This is a genomic window from Burkholderia sp. Ap-955, from assembly GCF_011753045.1.
In the GTDB taxonomy this organism is placed as follows: Bacteria; Pseudomonadota; Gammaproteobacteria; order Burkholderiales; family Burkholderiaceae; genus Burkholderia; species Burkholderia lata_D.
The window spans coordinates 24,621-41,766 of the sequence record NZ_VWWH01000046.1 but is presented as its reverse complement, the minus strand read 5'-3'; the positions used below and the strand labels follow the sequence as shown (position 1 = coordinate 41,766).

General features: G+C 67.1%; 14 protein-coding genes. 12 read left to right on the top strand and 2 right to left on the bottom strand.

Annotated features, from left to right (window positions below; translation table 11 throughout):
- Positions 1-14 precede the first annotated feature (14 nt).
- From F3J15_RS22705 to F3J15_RS22680, 6 genes are all read left to right on the top strand, one after another.
- A complete protein-coding gene (locus F3J15_RS22705) occupies positions 15-452 on the top strand; it encodes a hypothetical protein (protein WP_043182875.1) in 438 nt (145 codons plus the stop codon).
- Between the two features lie 65 nt (positions 453-517).
- Positions 518-715, top strand: coding sequence for a hypothetical protein (locus F3J15_RS22700; protein ID WP_166894192.1), 198 nt, complete (start codon positions 518-520; stop codon positions 713-715).
- A gap of 453 nt (positions 716-1,168) precedes the next feature.
- Complete coding sequence (locus F3J15_RS22695; protein ID WP_256978853.1) at positions 1,169-2,245, top strand: ABC transporter substrate-binding protein; 1,077 nt, start codon at positions 1,169-1,171, stop codon at positions 2,243-2,245.
- A 46-nt stretch (positions 2,246-2,291) separates the two neighbouring features.
- Positions 2,292-5,981 carry a response regulator gene (locus tag F3J15_RS22690; RefSeq protein WP_166894188.1) on the top strand — a complete coding sequence of 1,230 codons (3,690 nt, stop codon included), beginning with the start codon at positions 2,292-2,294 and terminating at the stop codon, positions 5,979-5,981.
- Positions 5,982-6,045: 64 nt separating this feature from the next.
- Positions 6,046-8,628: an EAL domain-containing protein gene (locus F3J15_RS22685; RefSeq protein WP_089445654.1), complete on the top strand. Its 2,583-nt coding sequence runs from the start codon at positions 6,046-6,048 to the stop codon at positions 8,626-8,628.
- A 137-nt stretch (positions 8,629-8,765) separates the two neighbouring features.
- Positions 8,766-8,978, top strand: coding sequence for a hypothetical protein (locus tag F3J15_RS22680; RefSeq protein WP_006497261.1), 213 nt, complete (start codon positions 8,766-8,768; stop codon positions 8,976-8,978).
- Positions 8,979-9,266: 288 nt separating this feature from the next.
- Here F3J15_RS22680 and F3J15_RS22675 read toward each other — a convergent pair whose 3' ends face one another.
- Positions 9,267-10,232, bottom strand: coding sequence for a D-2-hydroxyacid dehydrogenase (locus tag F3J15_RS22675; protein WP_166894186.1), 966 nt, complete (start codon positions 10,230-10,232; stop codon positions 9,267-9,269).
- A 250-nt stretch (positions 10,233-10,482) separates the two neighbouring features.
- On the opposite strand from F3J15_RS22675, the gene F3J15_RS22670 reads away from it, so the two are divergent.
- From F3J15_RS22670 to F3J15_RS22645, 6 genes are all read left to right on the top strand, one after another.
- A complete protein-coding gene (locus F3J15_RS22670) occupies positions 10,483-11,673 on the top strand; it encodes a CoA transferase (RefSeq protein WP_166894184.1) in 1,191 nt (396 codons plus the stop codon).
- 24 nt (positions 11,674-11,697) lie between these two features.
- The gene (locus tag F3J15_RS22665; RefSeq protein ID WP_166894182.1) at positions 11,698-12,660 is read left to right on the top strand and encodes a hydroxymethylglutaryl-CoA lyase; all 963 of its coding nucleotides are present in this window, start codon (positions 11,698-11,700) and stop codon (positions 12,658-12,660) included.
- 22 nt (positions 12,661-12,682) lie between these two features.
- Positions 12,683-13,066: a VOC family protein gene (locus F3J15_RS22660; RefSeq protein WP_089445657.1), complete on the top strand. Its 384-nt coding sequence runs from the start codon at positions 12,683-12,685 to the stop codon at positions 13,064-13,066.
- Positions 13,067-13,252: 186 nt separating this feature from the next.
- A complete protein-coding gene (locus F3J15_RS22655) occupies positions 13,253-14,116 on the top strand; it encodes an alpha/beta hydrolase (RefSeq protein ID WP_166894180.1) in 864 nt (287 codons plus the stop codon).
- A gap of 60 nt (positions 14,117-14,176) precedes the next feature.
- Positions 14,177-15,070, top strand: a complete 894-nt coding sequence (locus tag F3J15_RS22650) for a LysR family transcriptional regulator (protein WP_021159618.1) — start codon at positions 14,177-14,179, stop codon at positions 15,068-15,070.
- 123 nt (positions 15,071-15,193) lie between these two features.
- Positions 15,194-15,457, top strand: coding sequence for a hypothetical protein (locus tag F3J15_RS22645; RefSeq protein ID WP_166894178.1), 264 nt, complete (start codon positions 15,194-15,196; stop codon positions 15,455-15,457).
- Between the two features lie 154 nt (positions 15,458-15,611).
- Here the strand turns inward: F3J15_RS22645 and F3J15_RS22640 are convergent, their stop codons facing one another.
- On the bottom strand, positions 15,612-17,072 hold the full coding sequence (locus tag F3J15_RS22640; RefSeq protein ID WP_166894177.1) for an MFS transporter: 1,461 nt from the start codon (positions 17,070-17,072) through the stop codon (positions 15,612-15,614).
- Positions 17,073-17,146: the final 74 nt, after the last annotated feature.

Here is a 17,146-nt window from a genome sequence, read left to right as displayed (position 1 = left end):
GATAACGGATACCCATGAAGTTCCATACGCTGCTGACACTCGCCGGTGCATCGACGCTGCTGGCCGCCTGCAACCTGCTCCACGACGGCCCCGGCTCGAGCGACGTCGACGCCGCGGTGCGCCGCGCGCTCGAGGCGGAAAACCACGGCGGCCTGAACGCGCTGTTCGGCCAGCCGCTGCCCGTCTCGGCCGATGTCGTGTCGGCGAAACCCGACGGCGACTGCAAGAAGCTCGGCGATCGCACCTACTCGTGCGATGTCGTGGTCACGTGGCGCAATGCCGACTACAAGCCTTCGCGTGCGAACCTGACCTTCGTGAAGGCCGCCGACGGGTCGTGGCAGACGTCCGGCGTCGACGCCGCGATCGTGACGGGCACCGCGAAATCGCTGGTCGATGAGATCGGCAAGGCATGGCCCGGCAATGCGGCGAGCGGCGCGTCGGCGCCGCAGTAAGTCGGCGGGGACATCGTTCACGCTTTCTCCCTGGCCCGATCACGCCGACACATCGACAAGCCGCCATGGCGACGCGAATCCGCATGTCCGGCCCGTGCGGCGCATTCTCCCGCGTTGAAACCCCGAACTTGCCGAATGCCGTCGCACGGTTTGCCCGCTGCGAAGGCGGGTGCCGCGCTGCGCACACCATGCCCGATCCGGAACGGATGAGCCAGTTCCGGCAACAAAATCGCGCATTGAAAACCGGATCGAAATTCCGCTGACGCGATGCCATGGCGCAACGTTCTCGATCGACGACCTTGCCCAGTCCTGCGGCTTGCAGTGCCAAGGGATGCCACCTATACATATGACTAATCGGGCGCCATATCACGGCAAGGGTGCGGCGTGTCACGGGGGACCATCACCCGTTCGAGCCAACGGGTGCCGAAGGGGGACCCAACATGGGCAAGTGCGTGTCGGCCACGCGGATGTGTTCTGATCCCGGGTCTTCGAAGGGGTTGCACGCATTCGCCCGGTGCGGCTGCAGGCGCGGTTCGCCGGTCGCTCGCCGCGCGAACGCGTTCGCGCAGGGAACGACGGTCCGCTCCGTCGAGTTCGAGCGCGGCTGTCCCGGCAGTCGGCCTATGCGCTGCGCGGGACTCGGGCGAGCGCTGGCGATCATTGCGTGCTTCTTCGCGATGACGGGCCCCGGCGCCAGCGTCGCGGCGGAACCCGGCGTGACTGACGATGCGATCCGCCTTGGCATGGTCAACGCGCAGTCGGGCAATTCCTCGGGCCTGGGACACGGGCTGCTGGTCGGCGCGCAAGCCGTATTCGACGATGCGAACGCGCACGGCGGCGTACATGGCAGGAGGATCGACCTCGTGGTCGCCGACGATCGCTACGAGCCCGACCGGACCGTGGACGACACGCTGGAGATGATCGAGCGGCGCAACGTCCTCGCCCTGTTCGGCTACGTCGGCACGCCGACGACCACCGCGGTGCTGCCGATGATCCGGGATGCGGGCATTCCGCTCATCGGCGTCTTCAGCGGCGCGACGGCACTGCGCAAGCCCGTCATTCCGGAGGTATTCAACATTCGGGCGAGCTATGACGACGAAACGCGCGTGCTGGTCGAGCATTTGATCGCGCACGATCGCGCAAAGCGTTTCGCGGTGTTCTACCAGGACGACGGCTTCGGGCTCGCGGTACTGGCGGGCACGCGGCTCGCGTTGCAGCGCCATGGCCTCGACGTCGTCGCCACGGGCACGTTTCGCCGCGGCACGACCGCGGTCGCCACGGGCCTTGCGGCCGTGCTCGGCGGCCGGCCCGACGTCGTGATCATGGTCGGGCCGTATACGCCGGTGGCCGCATTCATTCGCGCGGTGCATCGGGAAGGCCTCGATGCGCGGCTCGCGGCGGTGTCGTTCGTCGGCACCGACGACCTGTTGCGCCTGATCGGCGACGAAGGCAACGGCACGCTGATCTCGCAGGTCGTGCCGCTGCCGCGGAATGAACGCCCCGTGATCCAGGATTGCGCACGGCTGATCGCGCAGCGCTTTCCGGACGAACAGGTGGGCGTGGTGCACATCGAGGGCTGCCTCGACGCGAAGATCGCGCTGATCGGGCTGGAACGCGCGGGCCCGAAGCCGACCCGGGCAACCCTGAAGCAGGCGCTCGAATCGATTCATCATCTCGATCTGGGCGGCCTGGTGGTCAACCTGGGTGCCGACGATCACCAGGCACTGGACGACGTGTTCCTCACCGAAATCGCACACGGTCGCGTCACACCGCTGGACGCGCCGGCCAGATAACGGACCGGATGGCCGCGGGCAGGCCATCCCGATCCTGGAGGGCTGCATGGACATCAAGGCGAAACTCGTCACCAGCACCGGCCTGATGCTGCTCGGCGCGGTGGCGACTTCCCTGACGAGCCTGACCGCCGTGCACGGCATTGCATCCGGCGTGCGCATGCTGACGACGGAATCGATTCCGCAGCAGGTGCGCAGCAACGAACTGGAGCGTGCGTACGCGGAACTGGCGGTCGATTTCGGCCGGCTCGAACGGGCTCGGGACGCGTCGGAGCGCGAGCAGTCGTCGTCGGAGATCGAAACGCAATTGCAGCGGATCGCCGACATTACGACCGCCGTGCGCGCGATCGACGGGCACGGGATCGACGAGCCGTCCGCCGATATCCGGACGATGCTCGCGTCGATGAACGAAGGCGTCGAGAAGCGCCTGCGGAGCGACGCGCAGCTCGTCGCCGAACGCCAGTTCATCGAACGCGTCCAGGCACGCGGCGCCAGGCTGCTGAGCGAGGTCGCCAAGGAGACCGAGCAGCTCGACCACGAAGCCGATGCCGCGGTGAGCAGTGCGCTTGCGGCCAATTCCGCCTACAACCGGACGATTCATGCGCTCGACCAGGTCCGCCTGAACGTCAAGGACATCATCACCCTTGCCGGTCGCGTCGACGTCGCACCGAACCGATACCGGCTCGCGCCGCTGCGGGAACGCATGCAGGCGTCGCTCGACGGCGCGAGCAATGCACTCTCGACCGCGGCGCCGAACCTCGACGGCACCGCGGCGCAGGGTGCGGCGAACGCGCTCGGGCGCCTGGCGGCCGACATCCTCGACGGCAACGACGGTCTGCTCACGCTGCGCGGCGGCATGTTCGCGGCGCCGTCCGTCGCGGCACGCTACCGCGCGAAAGAGGAGCGGGTCCTGCAGTCGCTCGATGCACTCGACGTGACGCTGGCGGAGATCGCGGATCCGTTCGCGCTGCGAATCGTCGATGCACGACATCGACTCGACGAAGCCGTCGCATTCCAGCGCCGGGCGGTACGGATCGCGTCACTGTCGACCCTCGTCAATGGCGGAATCAAGGAACTCGCGGCCGACCTGCGTGCGGTCGCGCAGAGCGAAGGCACCGACCGCATCGAGCGCGGCGAAGGCGTGCGCAAGAATATCGGCGCGCTCGCCGCATCCGCCGCCGCCTTGCGCGATGCGCTCGTCGCGGACCGGCTCGGCAGCGCGAGCCGCGCACGGGAAGTGGCTGCGCTGGCGACGGAACTGGCCGGATCCGCCCGTCGCATCCTCGCGGTGAAGTCGGACGTGCTGTCCAACGACTTGGCCATGCAGCGCATCGTCGCGGACGTCGACACGACCGCGAATCGCCTCGCGGCCTACTCGGAACAGCAGGCCGTACGCGTCGATCTGCAGCAGCGCGCCGTCGTATCCGACGTCTACCGGGCCGTGACGAGCGCGTTCCTGATGATCGTGGCGGTATCGTTCCTGCTCGCGATCGGCGGCCTCGTGATCAGCCATCGTCTCGGCACGTCGATCGCCCGCCCGCTGTCGAACCTGACGCGCACGATGGCGCGCATCCGCCACGGCAACGATCTGTCGCTGCGCATGGCCCACAAAGGCCGCGACGAAGTCGCGGCCCTGATCGCCGGCTTCAACATGATGCTCGACGAAATCGAGCGGCGCGATGTCGATCTGCAGGCGGCGATCGCGACGGCCGAAGCGGCGAACTCGGCGAAATCGGAATTTCTCGCGAGGATGAGCCACGAGATCCGCACGCCGATGAACGGCGTGCTCGGCATGACCGAACTGCTGCAGCGCACGCGGCTGACGTCGAGGCAACGCAAGTTCGTCGACACCGTGTATCGATCCGGGCAGACGCTGCTCGTCATCATCGACGACATTCTCGATTTTTCGAAGATCGAGGCCGGCAAGCTGACGCTGGAGCGCATCGATTTCAACCTGCATCAATTGCTCGACGATGTCGTCGCCCTGCTGGAGCCGAACGCAGGGCGCAAGGCACTCGCGCTCGTGTACCGGCGCGCCGCCAACGTTCCGGAATGGATGCGCGGCGACCCGGTGCGCCTGCGGCAGGTCCTGACGAACCTGATGGGCAATGCGATCAAGTTCACCGAGCACGGGCACGTCGAGCTGAGCGCATCGTATGCGGAAGACGGTCGCATCGTGTTCGTGATCGCCGACAGCGGCATCGGCATCGCGCCCGATGTGTCCGCGCAGTTGTTCCAGCCGTTCCAGCAGGCCGACAGCTCGATCGCACGCAAATACGGCGGGACCGGCCTGGGGCTCGTGATTGCCCGGCAGCTGGCCGAGATGATGGGCGGCTCGCTCGCGCTCGACTCGACACCGGGAAAGGGCTCGGTATTTACCGTGACGATGCGGTTCGAGCCGGCATCCGGCGGGGGCGGCATCGCGGCCCATGCGAGATCGTCGCTCGCGGGTCTGAAGGTGCTGATCGTGGACGACAGCGAGACCGATCGCAGCGTGTTGCTCGAGCACGCGATCGAATGGCAGCTGTGCGTGGCCACGGCGATCGGCGGCGACGACGCGCTGTCGCAGTTGCGCGCGGCCGTCGCCGACGGTGCGCCGTTCGACCTCGCGATCGTCGACGTCCGGATGCCCGGCATGGACGGCATCTCGCTCGTGCAGCACATCCGCCATGATCCGTCGCTGCGTGCGCTCAGGATCATCACGCTGACCGCGTTCGAGATGATGGACAGCGTCCAGGTCGCGCGCGAACTCGACATCGCCGCGCGACTGACGAAGCCGCTGCATGGCGCCGACCTTTATGCGGCGATCGCATCGACGATGCAGGTGATGCCGCACCGCATGCCGCCGGCGGCCGATGAAGCCGGGCCGGACCCGGACAGGCCACTCGACGCAATCCCCGCGCATGTGCTGCTGGTCGAGGACAACGCGGTCAACCAGCAGATCGCGCTCGCGATGCTGGAGGACACCGACTATCGGGTCGCCGTGGCCGACAACGGCGAGCAGGCGTTGAAAATGCTGGACGACGACGCCTTCGACGTGGTTCTGATGGACTGCCAGATGCCGCTGCTGGACGGCTTCGAGGCCACGCGGCGGCTGCGACGGCGCGAAACCGAAGCCGGCGCGCCGCGCATGCCGGTCATTGCGTTGACGGCCAATGCGCTCAGCGGCGACCGCGAACGCTGCCTGGCCGCCGGCATGGACGACTATCTCGGCAAGCCGTTCCACCGCGATGCGCTGCTGCGGATGCTCGCGCGCCATGTTCGCGCCGACGCAAGCGTGCCGGCCGCCAAGAGCGATGAGGCAGGGGCGCCGGTCGACATCGAAACGGGCACGCAGGCGACGCCCGGCGCGAGCGAGACGGCGGCCGCCGGTCCGGACGATGACGCCGGCGTGATCGACCGCAAGGCGCTCGATGCATTGCGCGCGCTCCAGCGGCCCGGCCGCCCGGATGTGCTGACCCGGATCATCGATCAATTCACGGCCGACGCGCCGCGGCTGATCCGCGACATGCACGCAGCGGTCGAAGCAGGTGACGCCGATGCGCTGAAGCTGGCCGCCCATACGCTGAAATCGAGCAGCGCGAACGTCGGCGCGCACCTGCTGTCAGCCCGCTGCCGCGAGATCGAGCGTCTGGCGCGCGCTGCCGACGTGAGCGCCGCAGAGACGCTCGTCGCCGGCACGGATACGGAATTCGGGCACGCGCACGCCGCGCTGATCGCCGAGCGCGTGGACGGTTGAAGCTTGAACGATCGCCGGCCGGTCGCCGCGGCGATCGCGCGTCGGCGCAAACAGGAGGACGGTCGTGAACCAGGACAATGCCGATTTGCCGGCGATTCTGATCATCGATGACGATGCAATGACGCGCCTGCTGGTCGTGGAAACGCTCGAGCCCGAAGGTTTCCGCGTCGAGGAGGCGACGGGGCCGCAGGAGGGCATCGACGCGTTCCTGCGTTGTCGCCCCGCCGTCGTGCTGCTCGATGTCGAAATGCCCGGCGGCGACGGCTTCGACTGTTGCCGCGCGCTGCGCGCCTTGCCGGAAGGTCGCCGCGTGCCGATCGTGATGCTCACGGGCAACGACGACGACGAATCGATCGCCAGCGCGTTCGATGCCGGCGCGACCGACTTCGTGTCCAAGCCGATGCGGTGGAAGCTGCTGGGCTACCGGATCCGGTATCTGCTGCGCGCCGCCGCTGCCGTCGAAAAACTGGCGACGACCGAGGTCAGCCTCACGCACGCGCAGGCGCTCGCGCACCTGGGCAACTGGGAGTACCAGGCCGGGCGCACGGACGGCTACTGGTCGCCGGAGCTGTACCGGATTCTCGGGCTCGACGCCACACGCGCCCCGCCGACGTTCGAGCGGCTGGTGCAAGCCGTTCCGGCCGACGAGCAGCCGCTGCTCGTGCAGTCGTACACGAGCCTGCGCACCGAGGGTGTCGCATTCTCGCTCGAGCATCGACTGATTCACGAGGACGGCACCGAGCGCTACGTGCTGCACCAGGCGGAGTCCGGGCGCGATCCGAACCACGCGATCATCCTGCGCGGCATCGTTCAGGACATCACCGAGCGCAAGATGCAGCAGGGGCGTATCGAATACCTGGCCAACCACGATGCGCTCACCGGCCTGCCCAACCGCAACCTGCTCGGCGACCGGATGGAGCAGGCGATGTCGCAGGCGAGACGCACCGGGCAGCTGATCGCGGTGATGGTGCTCGACCTGGACCGTTTCAAGCACGTCAACGACAGCTTCGGCCACTCGGTCGGCGACGGGCTGCTGCGGGTCGTCGCCGCGCGCCTGACGAGTTCCGTGCGCGACGGCGACACGGTCGCGCGGCTCGGCGGCGACGAGTTCGTCGTGATGCTGGTCAACCTGTCGACGCCATCGGATGCGGATGTGATCGCCCGCAAGATCCTGGACACCTTCATCGCGCCGTTCGTGCTGGAAGGGCACGATCTGCACGTGACGACCAGCGTCGGCGTCAGCCTCTGTCCGACCGACGGCACGAACGCGGAGGCGCTGCTGAAAACGGCCGATGCCGCGCTGTACTGCGCGAAGGAACACGGGCGCAACTGCTACAGCTTCTATACCCGCGAACTGGGTGCGCGCGTGGAAGAGCAGACCATCCTGGAAAACGCGCTGCACCGGGCCGTCGCAAACGGCGAACTCGAGCTGTACTACCAGCCGAAGGTCGATCTCAAGACCGGCCAGATCAGCGGGGTCGAGGCGCTGATTCGATGGCGACGCCCGGGAATCGGCATCATTCCGCCGGACCGCTTCATCCCGATCGCCGAGGAATCCGGACTGATTCTGCCGATCGGAGAGTGGGTGCTGCGCACCGCGTGCGCACAGGCCGTCGCCTGGCAACAGGACGGGCATCCCCCGATCCGGATCGCCGTCAACCTGTCGGCGTGCCAGTTCCGGCAACAGGACGTGGCCGCCATGGTACGCAAGACGCTCCGGGAAACGGGACTGGCGCCGGCCTCGCTCGAACTCGAGCTGACCGAAAGCGTACTGATGCAGGACTGCAATACGATCGCGCACACGCTGCGCGAACTGAAGGCGCTCGGCGTCGTCCTGTCGCTGGATGATTTCGGCACCGGCTATTCGAGCCTGTCGTACCTGAAAGACTTGCCGATCGATGTCGTCAAGATCGATCGGTCGTTCCTCAGCGACGTCACCACCAGCGCGGAAGGCGCGTCGCTGACGCGCTCGATCATCGCGATGGCGGAGTCGCTGCACATGGAGACGGTGGCCGAAGGCGTCGAAACCGAAGCGCAGCTGTCGTTCCTGAACCGGCACCGCTGCCACTCGATGCAGGGCTACTACTTCAGCCATCCGGTGACCGGCGATGAAATCGCCGGCATGCTGTCGGCCGGCTCGGAACTGCCCGAACACTGCCGGCAGCGCGAACTGCTGCACCGGACGCTGCTGCTGGTGGACGACGATCGCGCCACCCTGCAGATGCTCAGGCAGGCGCTGGGCCGCGACGGCTACGAGATTCTCGACACCACCGACCCCGACGAGGCGCTCGGCCTGCTCGCCCGGCATCGCGTCGGCGTCATCGTGTCCGACTTCCACTTGCCGAGCGCGTCGGGAATCGACCTGCTGCAGCGCGTCAAGGCGTTGTACCCGGACATCGTGCGCATCCTGCTGTCGGGTTACGGCGACGGGCAATCGATCGCCAGCGCATCCGGCGACGGATCGGTCCAGAAGCTCCTGATCAAGCCGTGGGATGTCGCGCTGCTGCGCAAGCACATCGTCGAGTCGTTCCAGCGATTCGAGCACGACTCGCTGCACAACGGGCTCGGCATCGGCGCGGGGCGCCTCGGCGCGCACCGATCGCCGCTCCGGCCCGTCGGCGCGCCGGAACCGCGCGACCGGGCCTGAGCAAGGGCCACGCGAAACGGCGGGGGTGGACGGCCGTCATAAAGGGTACGACCAGGCTGACAAACGGTATGCGGCCCAGGCTATAGGGAAAACCCTTATTTCGAGATATAATCACGGCCTGAGAGATAGGTCGAACCATGCCTGAACGTTTCCAAACCCTTGAAAAATTTGTGTTTTCCCTCGTCGTGATGTCCGCGGTCGTGTGCTCGGCATTCCTCGCGTACGAGCGTCACCCCGAGATCAAGATCGCCCTGCACGAAGGCGAAGCGCTGATGCGCGAGAGCGCCAAGTACTCGGTCATCTGCTCGCCGTCCAAGGTCGATCCTTGCGTCGAGATGTCTGCTTACTGAAATTCGCGTCGATAGCGGTGCGCTGCTATCGAAACGGACGTTTCCAGAATTCGTCCCATTCAGTTTCGGACTCGTCCTATACCGTTGGCCGTCTGGATTCCTTAAAGTAGAGCCCTTCAGGCATTCAGAAACCGGCCGCAAGATAGGGCGGATGCACGAACCCGTAACGTGCCGAGTCGCTGGCGTAAGCAGCCCCCGAATTCAGCCGGCCCCGCTTCGAGCCATCGAGCGGGGCCGTTCTGTTTGCGCGGTTCAAATCACCTTCCGTTACGCCATGCGCCACGCGCGTCACACCACGTGCCGCGGCGCGCCACCCACGAACGCGGCGACGTTTTCCACGAGCTGATCGGCGAGCGCCTGCATCGCTTCGTCGCTCGCCCACGCGACATGCGGCGTCAGGATGAATGCCGGATGCGACAGGATCGCGTGGAACGGATGCGCGGCCGGCAGCGGCTCCTGCGTGACCACGTCGAACCCCGCGCCCGCGATCTGCCCCGACTGCAACGCATCGACGAGCGCGCTTTCATCCACGAGCCCGCCGCGTGCGGTATTGATCAGCAACGGCCGGCGCGCCATCCGCGCGAACGCGGCCGCATCGATCACGTGCCGCGTCGCCGGCGTGAGCGGGCAGTGCAGCGTGATCACGTCGCTGTCGCGCAGCAGCGTGTCGAGCGGCGCGTAGTCGTCTCCTGCCGCATCGCCGTGCGCCGCGAATCGCACCCGCATGTCGAGCGCGCGGGCGATGCCGGCCACCGCGCGTCCGAGCACGCCGTCGCCGACGATCCCGATCGTCGAGCCGGCCAGGTCGCGAATCGGATGATCGAAAAAGCAGAACTGCCCGCTGTCGAGCCAGCGCCCCGCGCGCACCGCGTCGCGGTACGCGACGAGGCTGCGGCGCAGCGCGAAGATCAGCGCGAACGTGTGCTCGGGCACCGTACGGACCGCATACCCGCGAATATTGCTCACGACGATGCCGCGCGCCGCGCACGCGTCGAGATCGACGATGTCGGTGCCCGTCGCGGCGATCGCGATCATCCGCAGGCGCCGTGCGTCGGCGAGCGTTGCCGCGTCGAGCCGCACCTTGTTGGTCACGACGATGTCCGCGTCGCCGATGCGCGCGGCAATCTCGTGCGCGGCCGTCCGGTCGAACGTGCGCAACGCGTGCGGGAACGGAAACGGCTTCAGCACGGTGTGCGGCGACAGCGTCGCGCGATCGAGAAACACGATCGTCGCGGGGGAGGAAACAGAAAACATGGCGGGTCTCGCTGACAGGCGCCCGGCGGGCGCGGAACGGGTTCGATTCTGCCGGCGGCGCGCGTGGCGTCGTTTGACCGTTGCGCGAGCGCGCTTTCCCGGATGGAAAGGCTGACGCAACGCCTGCGCCAAGGGCGTGACGTGCGCCTTTCCGAAACGGAAAGGCTGGTTGAGCATCGATCGATTTTCGCCGGGCGCGAACGTCGTCATGATCGCCTTCATCGACAACACGATTTCATCGGAGACAGCCATGACACGCCCCCTGGATGGCATCCGCGTGCTGGAACTCGGCCAACTGATCGCCGGGCCGTTCGCGGGCCGGATGCTCGCTGAATTCGGCGCCGACGTGCTCAAGGTCGAGCCTCCCGGGCTCGGCGATCCGCTGCGCAAATGGCGGCTGCTGCATGAAGGCACGTCGGTCTGGTGGGCCGCGCAGTCGCGCAACAAGACCTCGCTCACGCTCGACCTGCGCACGCCCGAAGGGCAGGACGTCGTGCGCCGCCTCGTGGCCGAGACCGACGTGCTGATCGAGAACTTCCGGCCCGGCACGCTCGAGGGCTGGGGGCTCGGCTGGGACGCGCTGTCCGCGATCAACCCGGGGCTCGTGATGCTGCGCGTGTCGGGCTTCGGGCAGACGGGCCCGTACCGCGACCACCCCGGCTTCGGCGTGATCGCCGAGGCGATGGGCGGCCTGCGGCACCTGACCGGCGAGCCCGGCCGCACACCGGTGCGCGTCGGTATCTCGCTCGGCGATTCGCTGTCGGCGCTGCACGGCGTGATCGGCGTGCTGCTTGCGCTGCGGCATCGCGAACAGCAGGGCGGCAAGGGGCAGGTCGTCGACGTCGCGCTGTACGAGTCGGTGTTCAACATGATGGAAAGCCTGCTGCCCGAATACTCGGCGTTCGGCGCCGTGCGCGAGGCGGCCGGCAGCAGCCTGCCCGGCATCGCGCCGACCAACGCGTACCGCTGCCGCGACGGCAAGTACGCGCTGATCGCCGGCAATGGCGACAGCATCTTCCGGCGCCTGATGGAGCTGATCGGCCGGCCCGATCTCGGCAACGATCCCGCGCTCGCGCACAACGACGGGCGCGTCGCGCAGGTCGAGCGCATCGACGCGGCAATCGGCGAATGGAGCGCGCGGCACGATCTCGACGCCGTGCTGGCCGCGCTGAACGAAGCACGCATTCCGTCCGGACGCATTTACGACGTGGCCGACATCGCGGCCGACCCGCATTACCGCGCACGCGACATGCTCGTCGATGCCGCGCTGCCCGACGGTACGCCGGTGCTCGTGCCGGGCATCGTGCCGAAGCTCGGTGCGACGCCCGGGCGCATCGAACACGCGGCGCCCGCGCTCGGCGCGGATACCGACGCGGTACTCGAATCGCTCGGTATCGATGCGGCGACGCGCGGCGACTGGCGCGCGCGCGGCGTGATCTGAGAAGCGGATACAGGAGCAGACAACATGAGCGGCCAACGCAAACGCCTCTACCTCCACGAAGTCGCGACCCGCGACGGTTTCCAGAACGAAGCAGCCTTCGTCGACACCGACGACAAGATCGCACTCGTAGACGCGCTGAGCGCGTGCGGCTACGCGAAGATCGAGGTCACGTCGTTCACGTCGCCGAAAGCGATCCCCGCGTTGCGCGACGCGGAGGCCGTGATGCATGGCATCACGCGCGCACCGGGTGTGGTCTATACGGTGCTCGTGCCGAACGTGCGCGGCGCGGAGCGCGCGCTGTCGTGCGGCGTCGACGAAGTGAACCTCGTGATGTCGATGAGCGAAAGCCACAATCGCGCGAACCTGCGGATGACGCGCGAGCAATCGTTCGCGCAGTTGCGCGACGTGATCGACGCAGTACGCGGCACCGGTGTCGCGATCAACGTGTCGCTGTCGACCGCAATGGGCTGCCCGATGGAGGGCGATGTTGCAGCCGAAGGCGTGCTCGCATGGATGCAGCGCTTCGCGGATCTCGGCGTGCACGGCTTCACGCTGTGCGATACGACGGGCATGGCGTTTCCGTCGCAGGTGCGCGACCTGTCGGCACGTGCCCGCGAGCGCTTCGGCGCGCTGCAGCTCACGCTGCACTTCCACAACACGCGCGGGATGGCGCTCGCGAATACACTCGCGGCACTCGACGCCGGGATCGACCGCTTCGACGCGTCGCTCGGCGGGCTCGGCGGCTGCCCGTACGCGCCGGGCGCGACCGGCAACGCGTGCACCGAAGAACTCGCGCACATGCTCGAACTCGACGGCTACGATACGGGCATCGATCTCGCGGCGGTGCTGGCCGCGTCGGCACGGCTGCCGGCGCTGATCGGGCATGACGTGCCGAGCCAGATCCTGAAGGCCGGGCGCCGTTCGGACCTTCATCCGCCGCCGCGCGCGGACGCCGGCGACATGCCCGCGCAGCGCGCGTTCTCATGAACCACGAACAGGAGCGAACCTCATGGCGCTGATCGACCACCTCGACCATCTCGTGCTGACCTGCGTCGATCCCGACCGGACCAGGCATTTCTACACCGAGGTGCTGCAGATGCAGCTCGAAACCTTCGGCGCGGGCCGGATCGCATTCCGCTTCGGCAACCAGAAGATCAACCTGCACGTGCGCGGCGCGGAGTTCGAGCCGAAAGCGCATGTGCCGGTACCCGGCGCGCTCGACCTGTGCTTCATCGCGTCGGTGCCGCTCGACGACGTGATCGCACACCTGAAGCGCGTCGATTGGCCGATCGTCGAAGGGCCCGTCGAGCGCACGGGCGCGACGCAGAAGATCCGGTCGGTCTACGTACGCGATCCCGACCTGAACCTGATCGAGATTTCCGAGTTGATCTGAGTGCCGGCGCACAGCCGCGCCGATCTCCCGCCGAAAACGGACAGCCGGTTTCCGCGCTCGCCGATTCCGGATAGCCGGCCCGTACCGCGCTGCGGATAATGCAGGCATCGGCGACTGAGAAGCCGCCTTCGCACCGGACGCAACGCTTGCGTCCGCGCTTCCGCAACCCGACCCAGGCAATTCACGATGACGATCCTCTATCGCGGCATGGACCGCGCGGCGCTCGACGCCGCCTATCTGAACACGAAGGTAGTGCCCGATTTCCCTGCATTGCTGGCGTCGATGCAGGCGCGCAGCGCAACGCTCTATGAAGCCGCGTCCGTCAGGCGCGACCTGCGTTACGGCGCGCAACCCGCGCAGCGTTTCGACTGGCTGTCGTGTGGTCAGCCCGATGCGCCGCTGTTCGTGTTCATTCATGGCGGCTACTGGCAGCACTGCGCGAAAGAGGATTTCGCCTACGCGGCAAGCGGGCCGCTCGCGCGCGGTTTCGACGTGATACTCGCCGAATACACGCTTGCACCGGTCGCAACGATGACCGACATCGTCGGCGAGATCGGCGCGCTGCTCGACTACCTGGCGAACGACCCCGACGGCCTCGGCACAGCGAAGCGGCCGATTCACCTGAGCGGCCATTCGGCGGGCGGCCACCTGACGGCCGTGCACCGCGCGCATCCGGCCGTCGTGTCGGCGCTTGCGATCAGCCCGCTCGTCGATCTCGAACCGATCTCGCTGTGCTGCCTGAACGACAAGCTGCAGCTCACAGCGCACGAAGTCGAAACGTACAGCCCGCTGCGCCATGTCGGGCCCGGCGCACCGACGGTCGTTGCGGTCGGCGACGCCGAGCTGCCCGAACTCGTCCGGCAGGCACGCGACTACGCAGCGGCGTGCGACGCGGCCGGCGAACGGATCGTCCATGTCGGGCTGCCCGGCATGCAGCACTTCGACGTGCTCGACGATCTCGCGAAGCCGGACGGTGCGATGCTTGCCGCATTACGGTCGATCGCGCCGCGCCAGGCGTGCCGTTTCGCGCTCACGCGGCCGGGCGTATGATCGGCGTCAGGCCGCGGCGCTGACGGCAAGCGCCGGCACGGCACTCCCAGGAAACACGACATGGTGAACCCGCTTCATTTCGATCTGCAGTCGCTGCGCGTGTTCGCGCTCGTCGCCGAGCACGGCAGCCTGACGAAAGCGGCCGAACACGGCCAGCTCACGCTGTCCGCGGTCAGCAAGCGCATCGCCGAGCTCGAAAGCGTGACGGGCAGTGCGCTGTTCGTCCGGCACGCGCGCGGTGTCGAGCTGACGCCCGCGGGCCGCGCGCTGCTCGACCATGCGGCGAAGGTGATCGAGCAGGTCAACCGGATGGCGCACGAGATGAGCGACTACGTCGCCGGCGTGCGCGGCCACATCCACGTGTGGACCAACACGTCCGCGATCGTCCAGTTCCTGCCCGCCGATCTCGCCGCGTTCCTCACCGACAATCCGGGCATCAAGGTCAGCCTCGAAGAGCGGCTGAGCCACGAGATCGTCGACGCACTCGCATCCGGCAAGGCCGATCTCGGCGTGTTCGCCGACAACGTGCCGGCCCCCGGCATCGAACGGCGGCTGTACCGGCGCGACGAGCTCGTGCTGCTCGTGCCACGCACGCACCGGTTCGCCGCGCGAGACAGCATCCGCTTCGCGGATACGCTCGACGAGGACTACGTGGGGCTCAGTGACGGCAGTTCGCTGCTCGCGCGCATGACCGACGCGGCGTTCGCGGTCGAGCGCTCGCTGAAGCTGCGGATCCAGGTATCGAATTTCGACGGCGTGAGCCGGATGATCGAGGCAGGGCTCGGCATCGGCATCCTGCCGCGCGATGCGGTGACCGGCGAGCGCGCGGCGCGGCTCGGGGTCGTGAAGCTCGACGATGCGTGGGCCACACGAACGCTGTGGGTTGGTGTGAAGGCGGGCACCGTGCTGACGACCGATATCGCGAAGCTGTTCGATTTCATGTCGGCACGGTGAGGCGGGGCTGCGTGCGCAAAGCCGGTTCGGCCCGGATTCCGGAAAACACGATCATCGGTCCACGTTCGCACCGCTTTCCAACGTTCTGTCCAATCCCTCAACAACTGGATCCGGGGCCGCTACATGAACGATTTGAACTACCGCCTTATTGTCGGCTTTGTCGTTGTCGCTCACGGCATCGCGATGTCCGCCATCATGGCATTTCGTCCGGAACGGATCTTGGCCTTCCATTGCCGATCGAGGGCCTGGCGATGGTCGTACAAATTCATTTACAACATGTCGACCGAAGATATCATGTCGGCCAGAATGATTCGAATCACCCGATTCCAGGGGTGGGTAGGGCTGGTGTTCTGTACGGTCATTATGTGGGGCTTCCTGTTTCGCTAGTAGCGAGGCGTCACCGGCTCGCGCATTCATGAGCGCCCCTTTGGGGATCGGGCGAACGTGTCACCGCAGATGACTGGCAACATATCGCCCAGGAAATCCAGCAGCCATCGAAAATGATGCGGGCGCACGCTCCCATGCCCCCGCATTCCCCCGCTCAAACCGGATTGATCTCATCCTGGCTGCGCCGCGTAGTCAGCGGCCCGAGCACACGCAGCGTGACGGCAACGATGCCAAGCGCTACCGAAATCACGCCGAACATCGCACCCGCGCCATAACTGCCGAGCACCGGCAACAACACGAACGGCAGCACACCGCTGACGATCCGCGACAGCGCATAGGTACTGCCGATCGCCGTCGAGCGCACCCGCGCCGGGAAAATCTCCGCCTGGTACACGTGATACGCGTTGCTGAACACGTTCGACGCGCAGGTCGTCAGGAATCCGAAGCCGACGATCAACGCGGTATTGCCCGAATACGCGAAGCACAGCCCGAACCCGGCGATCGACAGGATCGACACGATCACGAGCGTGCGACGCTCGATCCAGTTGAGCAGCGGAATCGACAGCAGCGAGCCGACCGGATAGCCGACGAACGACAGCGCGATGAACAGCGTGCTGTCCGTCACGTCGAAGCCGCGACTTTTCACGACCGTGCCGGCCAGCGTACCGAACCCGTAATAGCCGAAGCCCTGAAACAGGTGAAAGATCGCGAGCATCCCGTAGCGCGCGCCGTACGGTTCGCGCCGCAGCAGCGCGATGCGCTCGCCAAGCCCGAGCGGCCGTTGCGGCTCGACCGGCTCCGCGAACTGCTCGGGCACGCGCACACTGGTGCCTTCCGCGAAGCGCCGCAATGCCGCATGCGCGTCGGCGGTGCGACCCTGCGCGAGCAGCCAGCGCGGGCTCTCCGGCAGCCGGTGCTGGACGAGCAGTACGTACACGGCGCCGAGGCTGCCGATCGCGAGAATGATGCGCCAGCCGGCCACGCCGCCCACATGCAACGGGTTCAGCCACAGCGCGAGGAACCCGACGAGCGGCACCGCGACATAGGAAGTCGTATAGGCCCACGCGGCGAGCCGCCCGCGCTTTTCCTTCGGCAGGATCTCGGACAGGAAGCTGTCGGCAACCGGATAGATCGCGCCGACGCCGATGCCGGTCAGGAACCGGCACGCGACGAGCATGTCGGCATTCACCGAAAACGCACCGACCAGCGAGAATGCGCTGTACCACGTGAGCGTCAGCAGGAACGCCTTGCGCCGGCCGATGCGGTCGGCGAGGCTGCCGAGGCACATCGCGCCGAAGAACATGCCGATGAACGCCGAGGCCAGCAGCAACTTGAAATCGGTGCTCTGCCGGCTCAACCCGTATTCGTTCTGCAACGCGGAACCGATCGTGCTGACGAGGAAAATCTCGTACATGTCGAAGAACAGCCCGATGCCGATCACCCAGACGACGAACCGGTGCAACGCGCCGACGGGCAGGTCGTCCATGAAATCGCCGAGCGTGACGCGGCGGGCGGGGAGGGCCGACGCATCGGCGCCGACGCCGGCAGCGGCCGGCGGTCGTGCGGACGCGGGTCCGCCCGCGTTGCCGCCGAGATCGAGGGAATGGCTGTTCATCGTGTCTCCTGATTATCGATACGCCGTGGCGCGAGGCCCGGCCGTTCGCGACCGGCGCGATGCATCCGGTCGCA

Bases quoted from the DNA above. Each gene is read 5' to 3' on its own strand.
- F3J15_RS22705 (WP_043182875.1), top strand. From the start codon at position 15: ATGAAGTTCCATACGCTGCTGACACTCGCCGGTGCATCGACGCTGCTG.
- F3J15_RS22700 (WP_166894192.1), top strand. From the start codon at position 518: ATGGCGACGCGAATCCGCATGTCCGGCCCGTGCGGCGCATTCTCCCGC.
- F3J15_RS22690 (WP_166894188.1), top strand. From the start codon at position 2,292: ATGGACATCAAGGCGAAACTCGTCACCAGCACCGGCCTGATGCTGCTC.
- F3J15_RS22680 (WP_006497261.1), top strand. From the start codon at position 8,766: ATGCCTGAACGTTTCCAAACCCTTGAAAAATTTGTGTTTTCCCTCGTC.
- F3J15_RS22675 (WP_166894186.1), bottom strand. From the start codon at position 10,232: ATGTTTTCTGTTTCCTCCCCCGCGACGATCGTGTTTCTCGATCGCGCG.
- F3J15_RS22670 (WP_166894184.1), top strand. From the start codon at position 10,483: ATGACACGCCCCCTGGATGGCATCCGCGTGCTGGAACTCGGCCAACTG.
- F3J15_RS22665 (WP_166894182.1), top strand. From the start codon at position 11,698: ATGAGCGGCCAACGCAAACGCCTCTACCTCCACGAAGTCGCGACCCGC.
- F3J15_RS22660 (WP_089445657.1), top strand. From the start codon at position 12,683: ATGGCGCTGATCGACCACCTCGACCATCTCGTGCTGACCTGCGTCGAT.
- F3J15_RS22655 (WP_166894180.1), top strand. From the start codon at position 13,253: ATGACGATCCTCTATCGCGGCATGGACCGCGCGGCGCTCGACGCCGCC.
- F3J15_RS22650 (WP_021159618.1), top strand. From the start codon at position 14,177: ATGGTGAACCCGCTTCATTTCGATCTGCAGTCGCTGCGCGTGTTCGCG.
- F3J15_RS22645 (WP_166894178.1), top strand. From the start codon at position 15,194: ATGAACGATTTGAACTACCGCCTTATTGTCGGCTTTGTCGTTGTCGCT.
- F3J15_RS22640 (WP_166894177.1), bottom strand. From the start codon at position 17,072: ATGAACAGCCATTCCCTCGATCTCGGCGGCAACGCGGGCGGACCCGCG.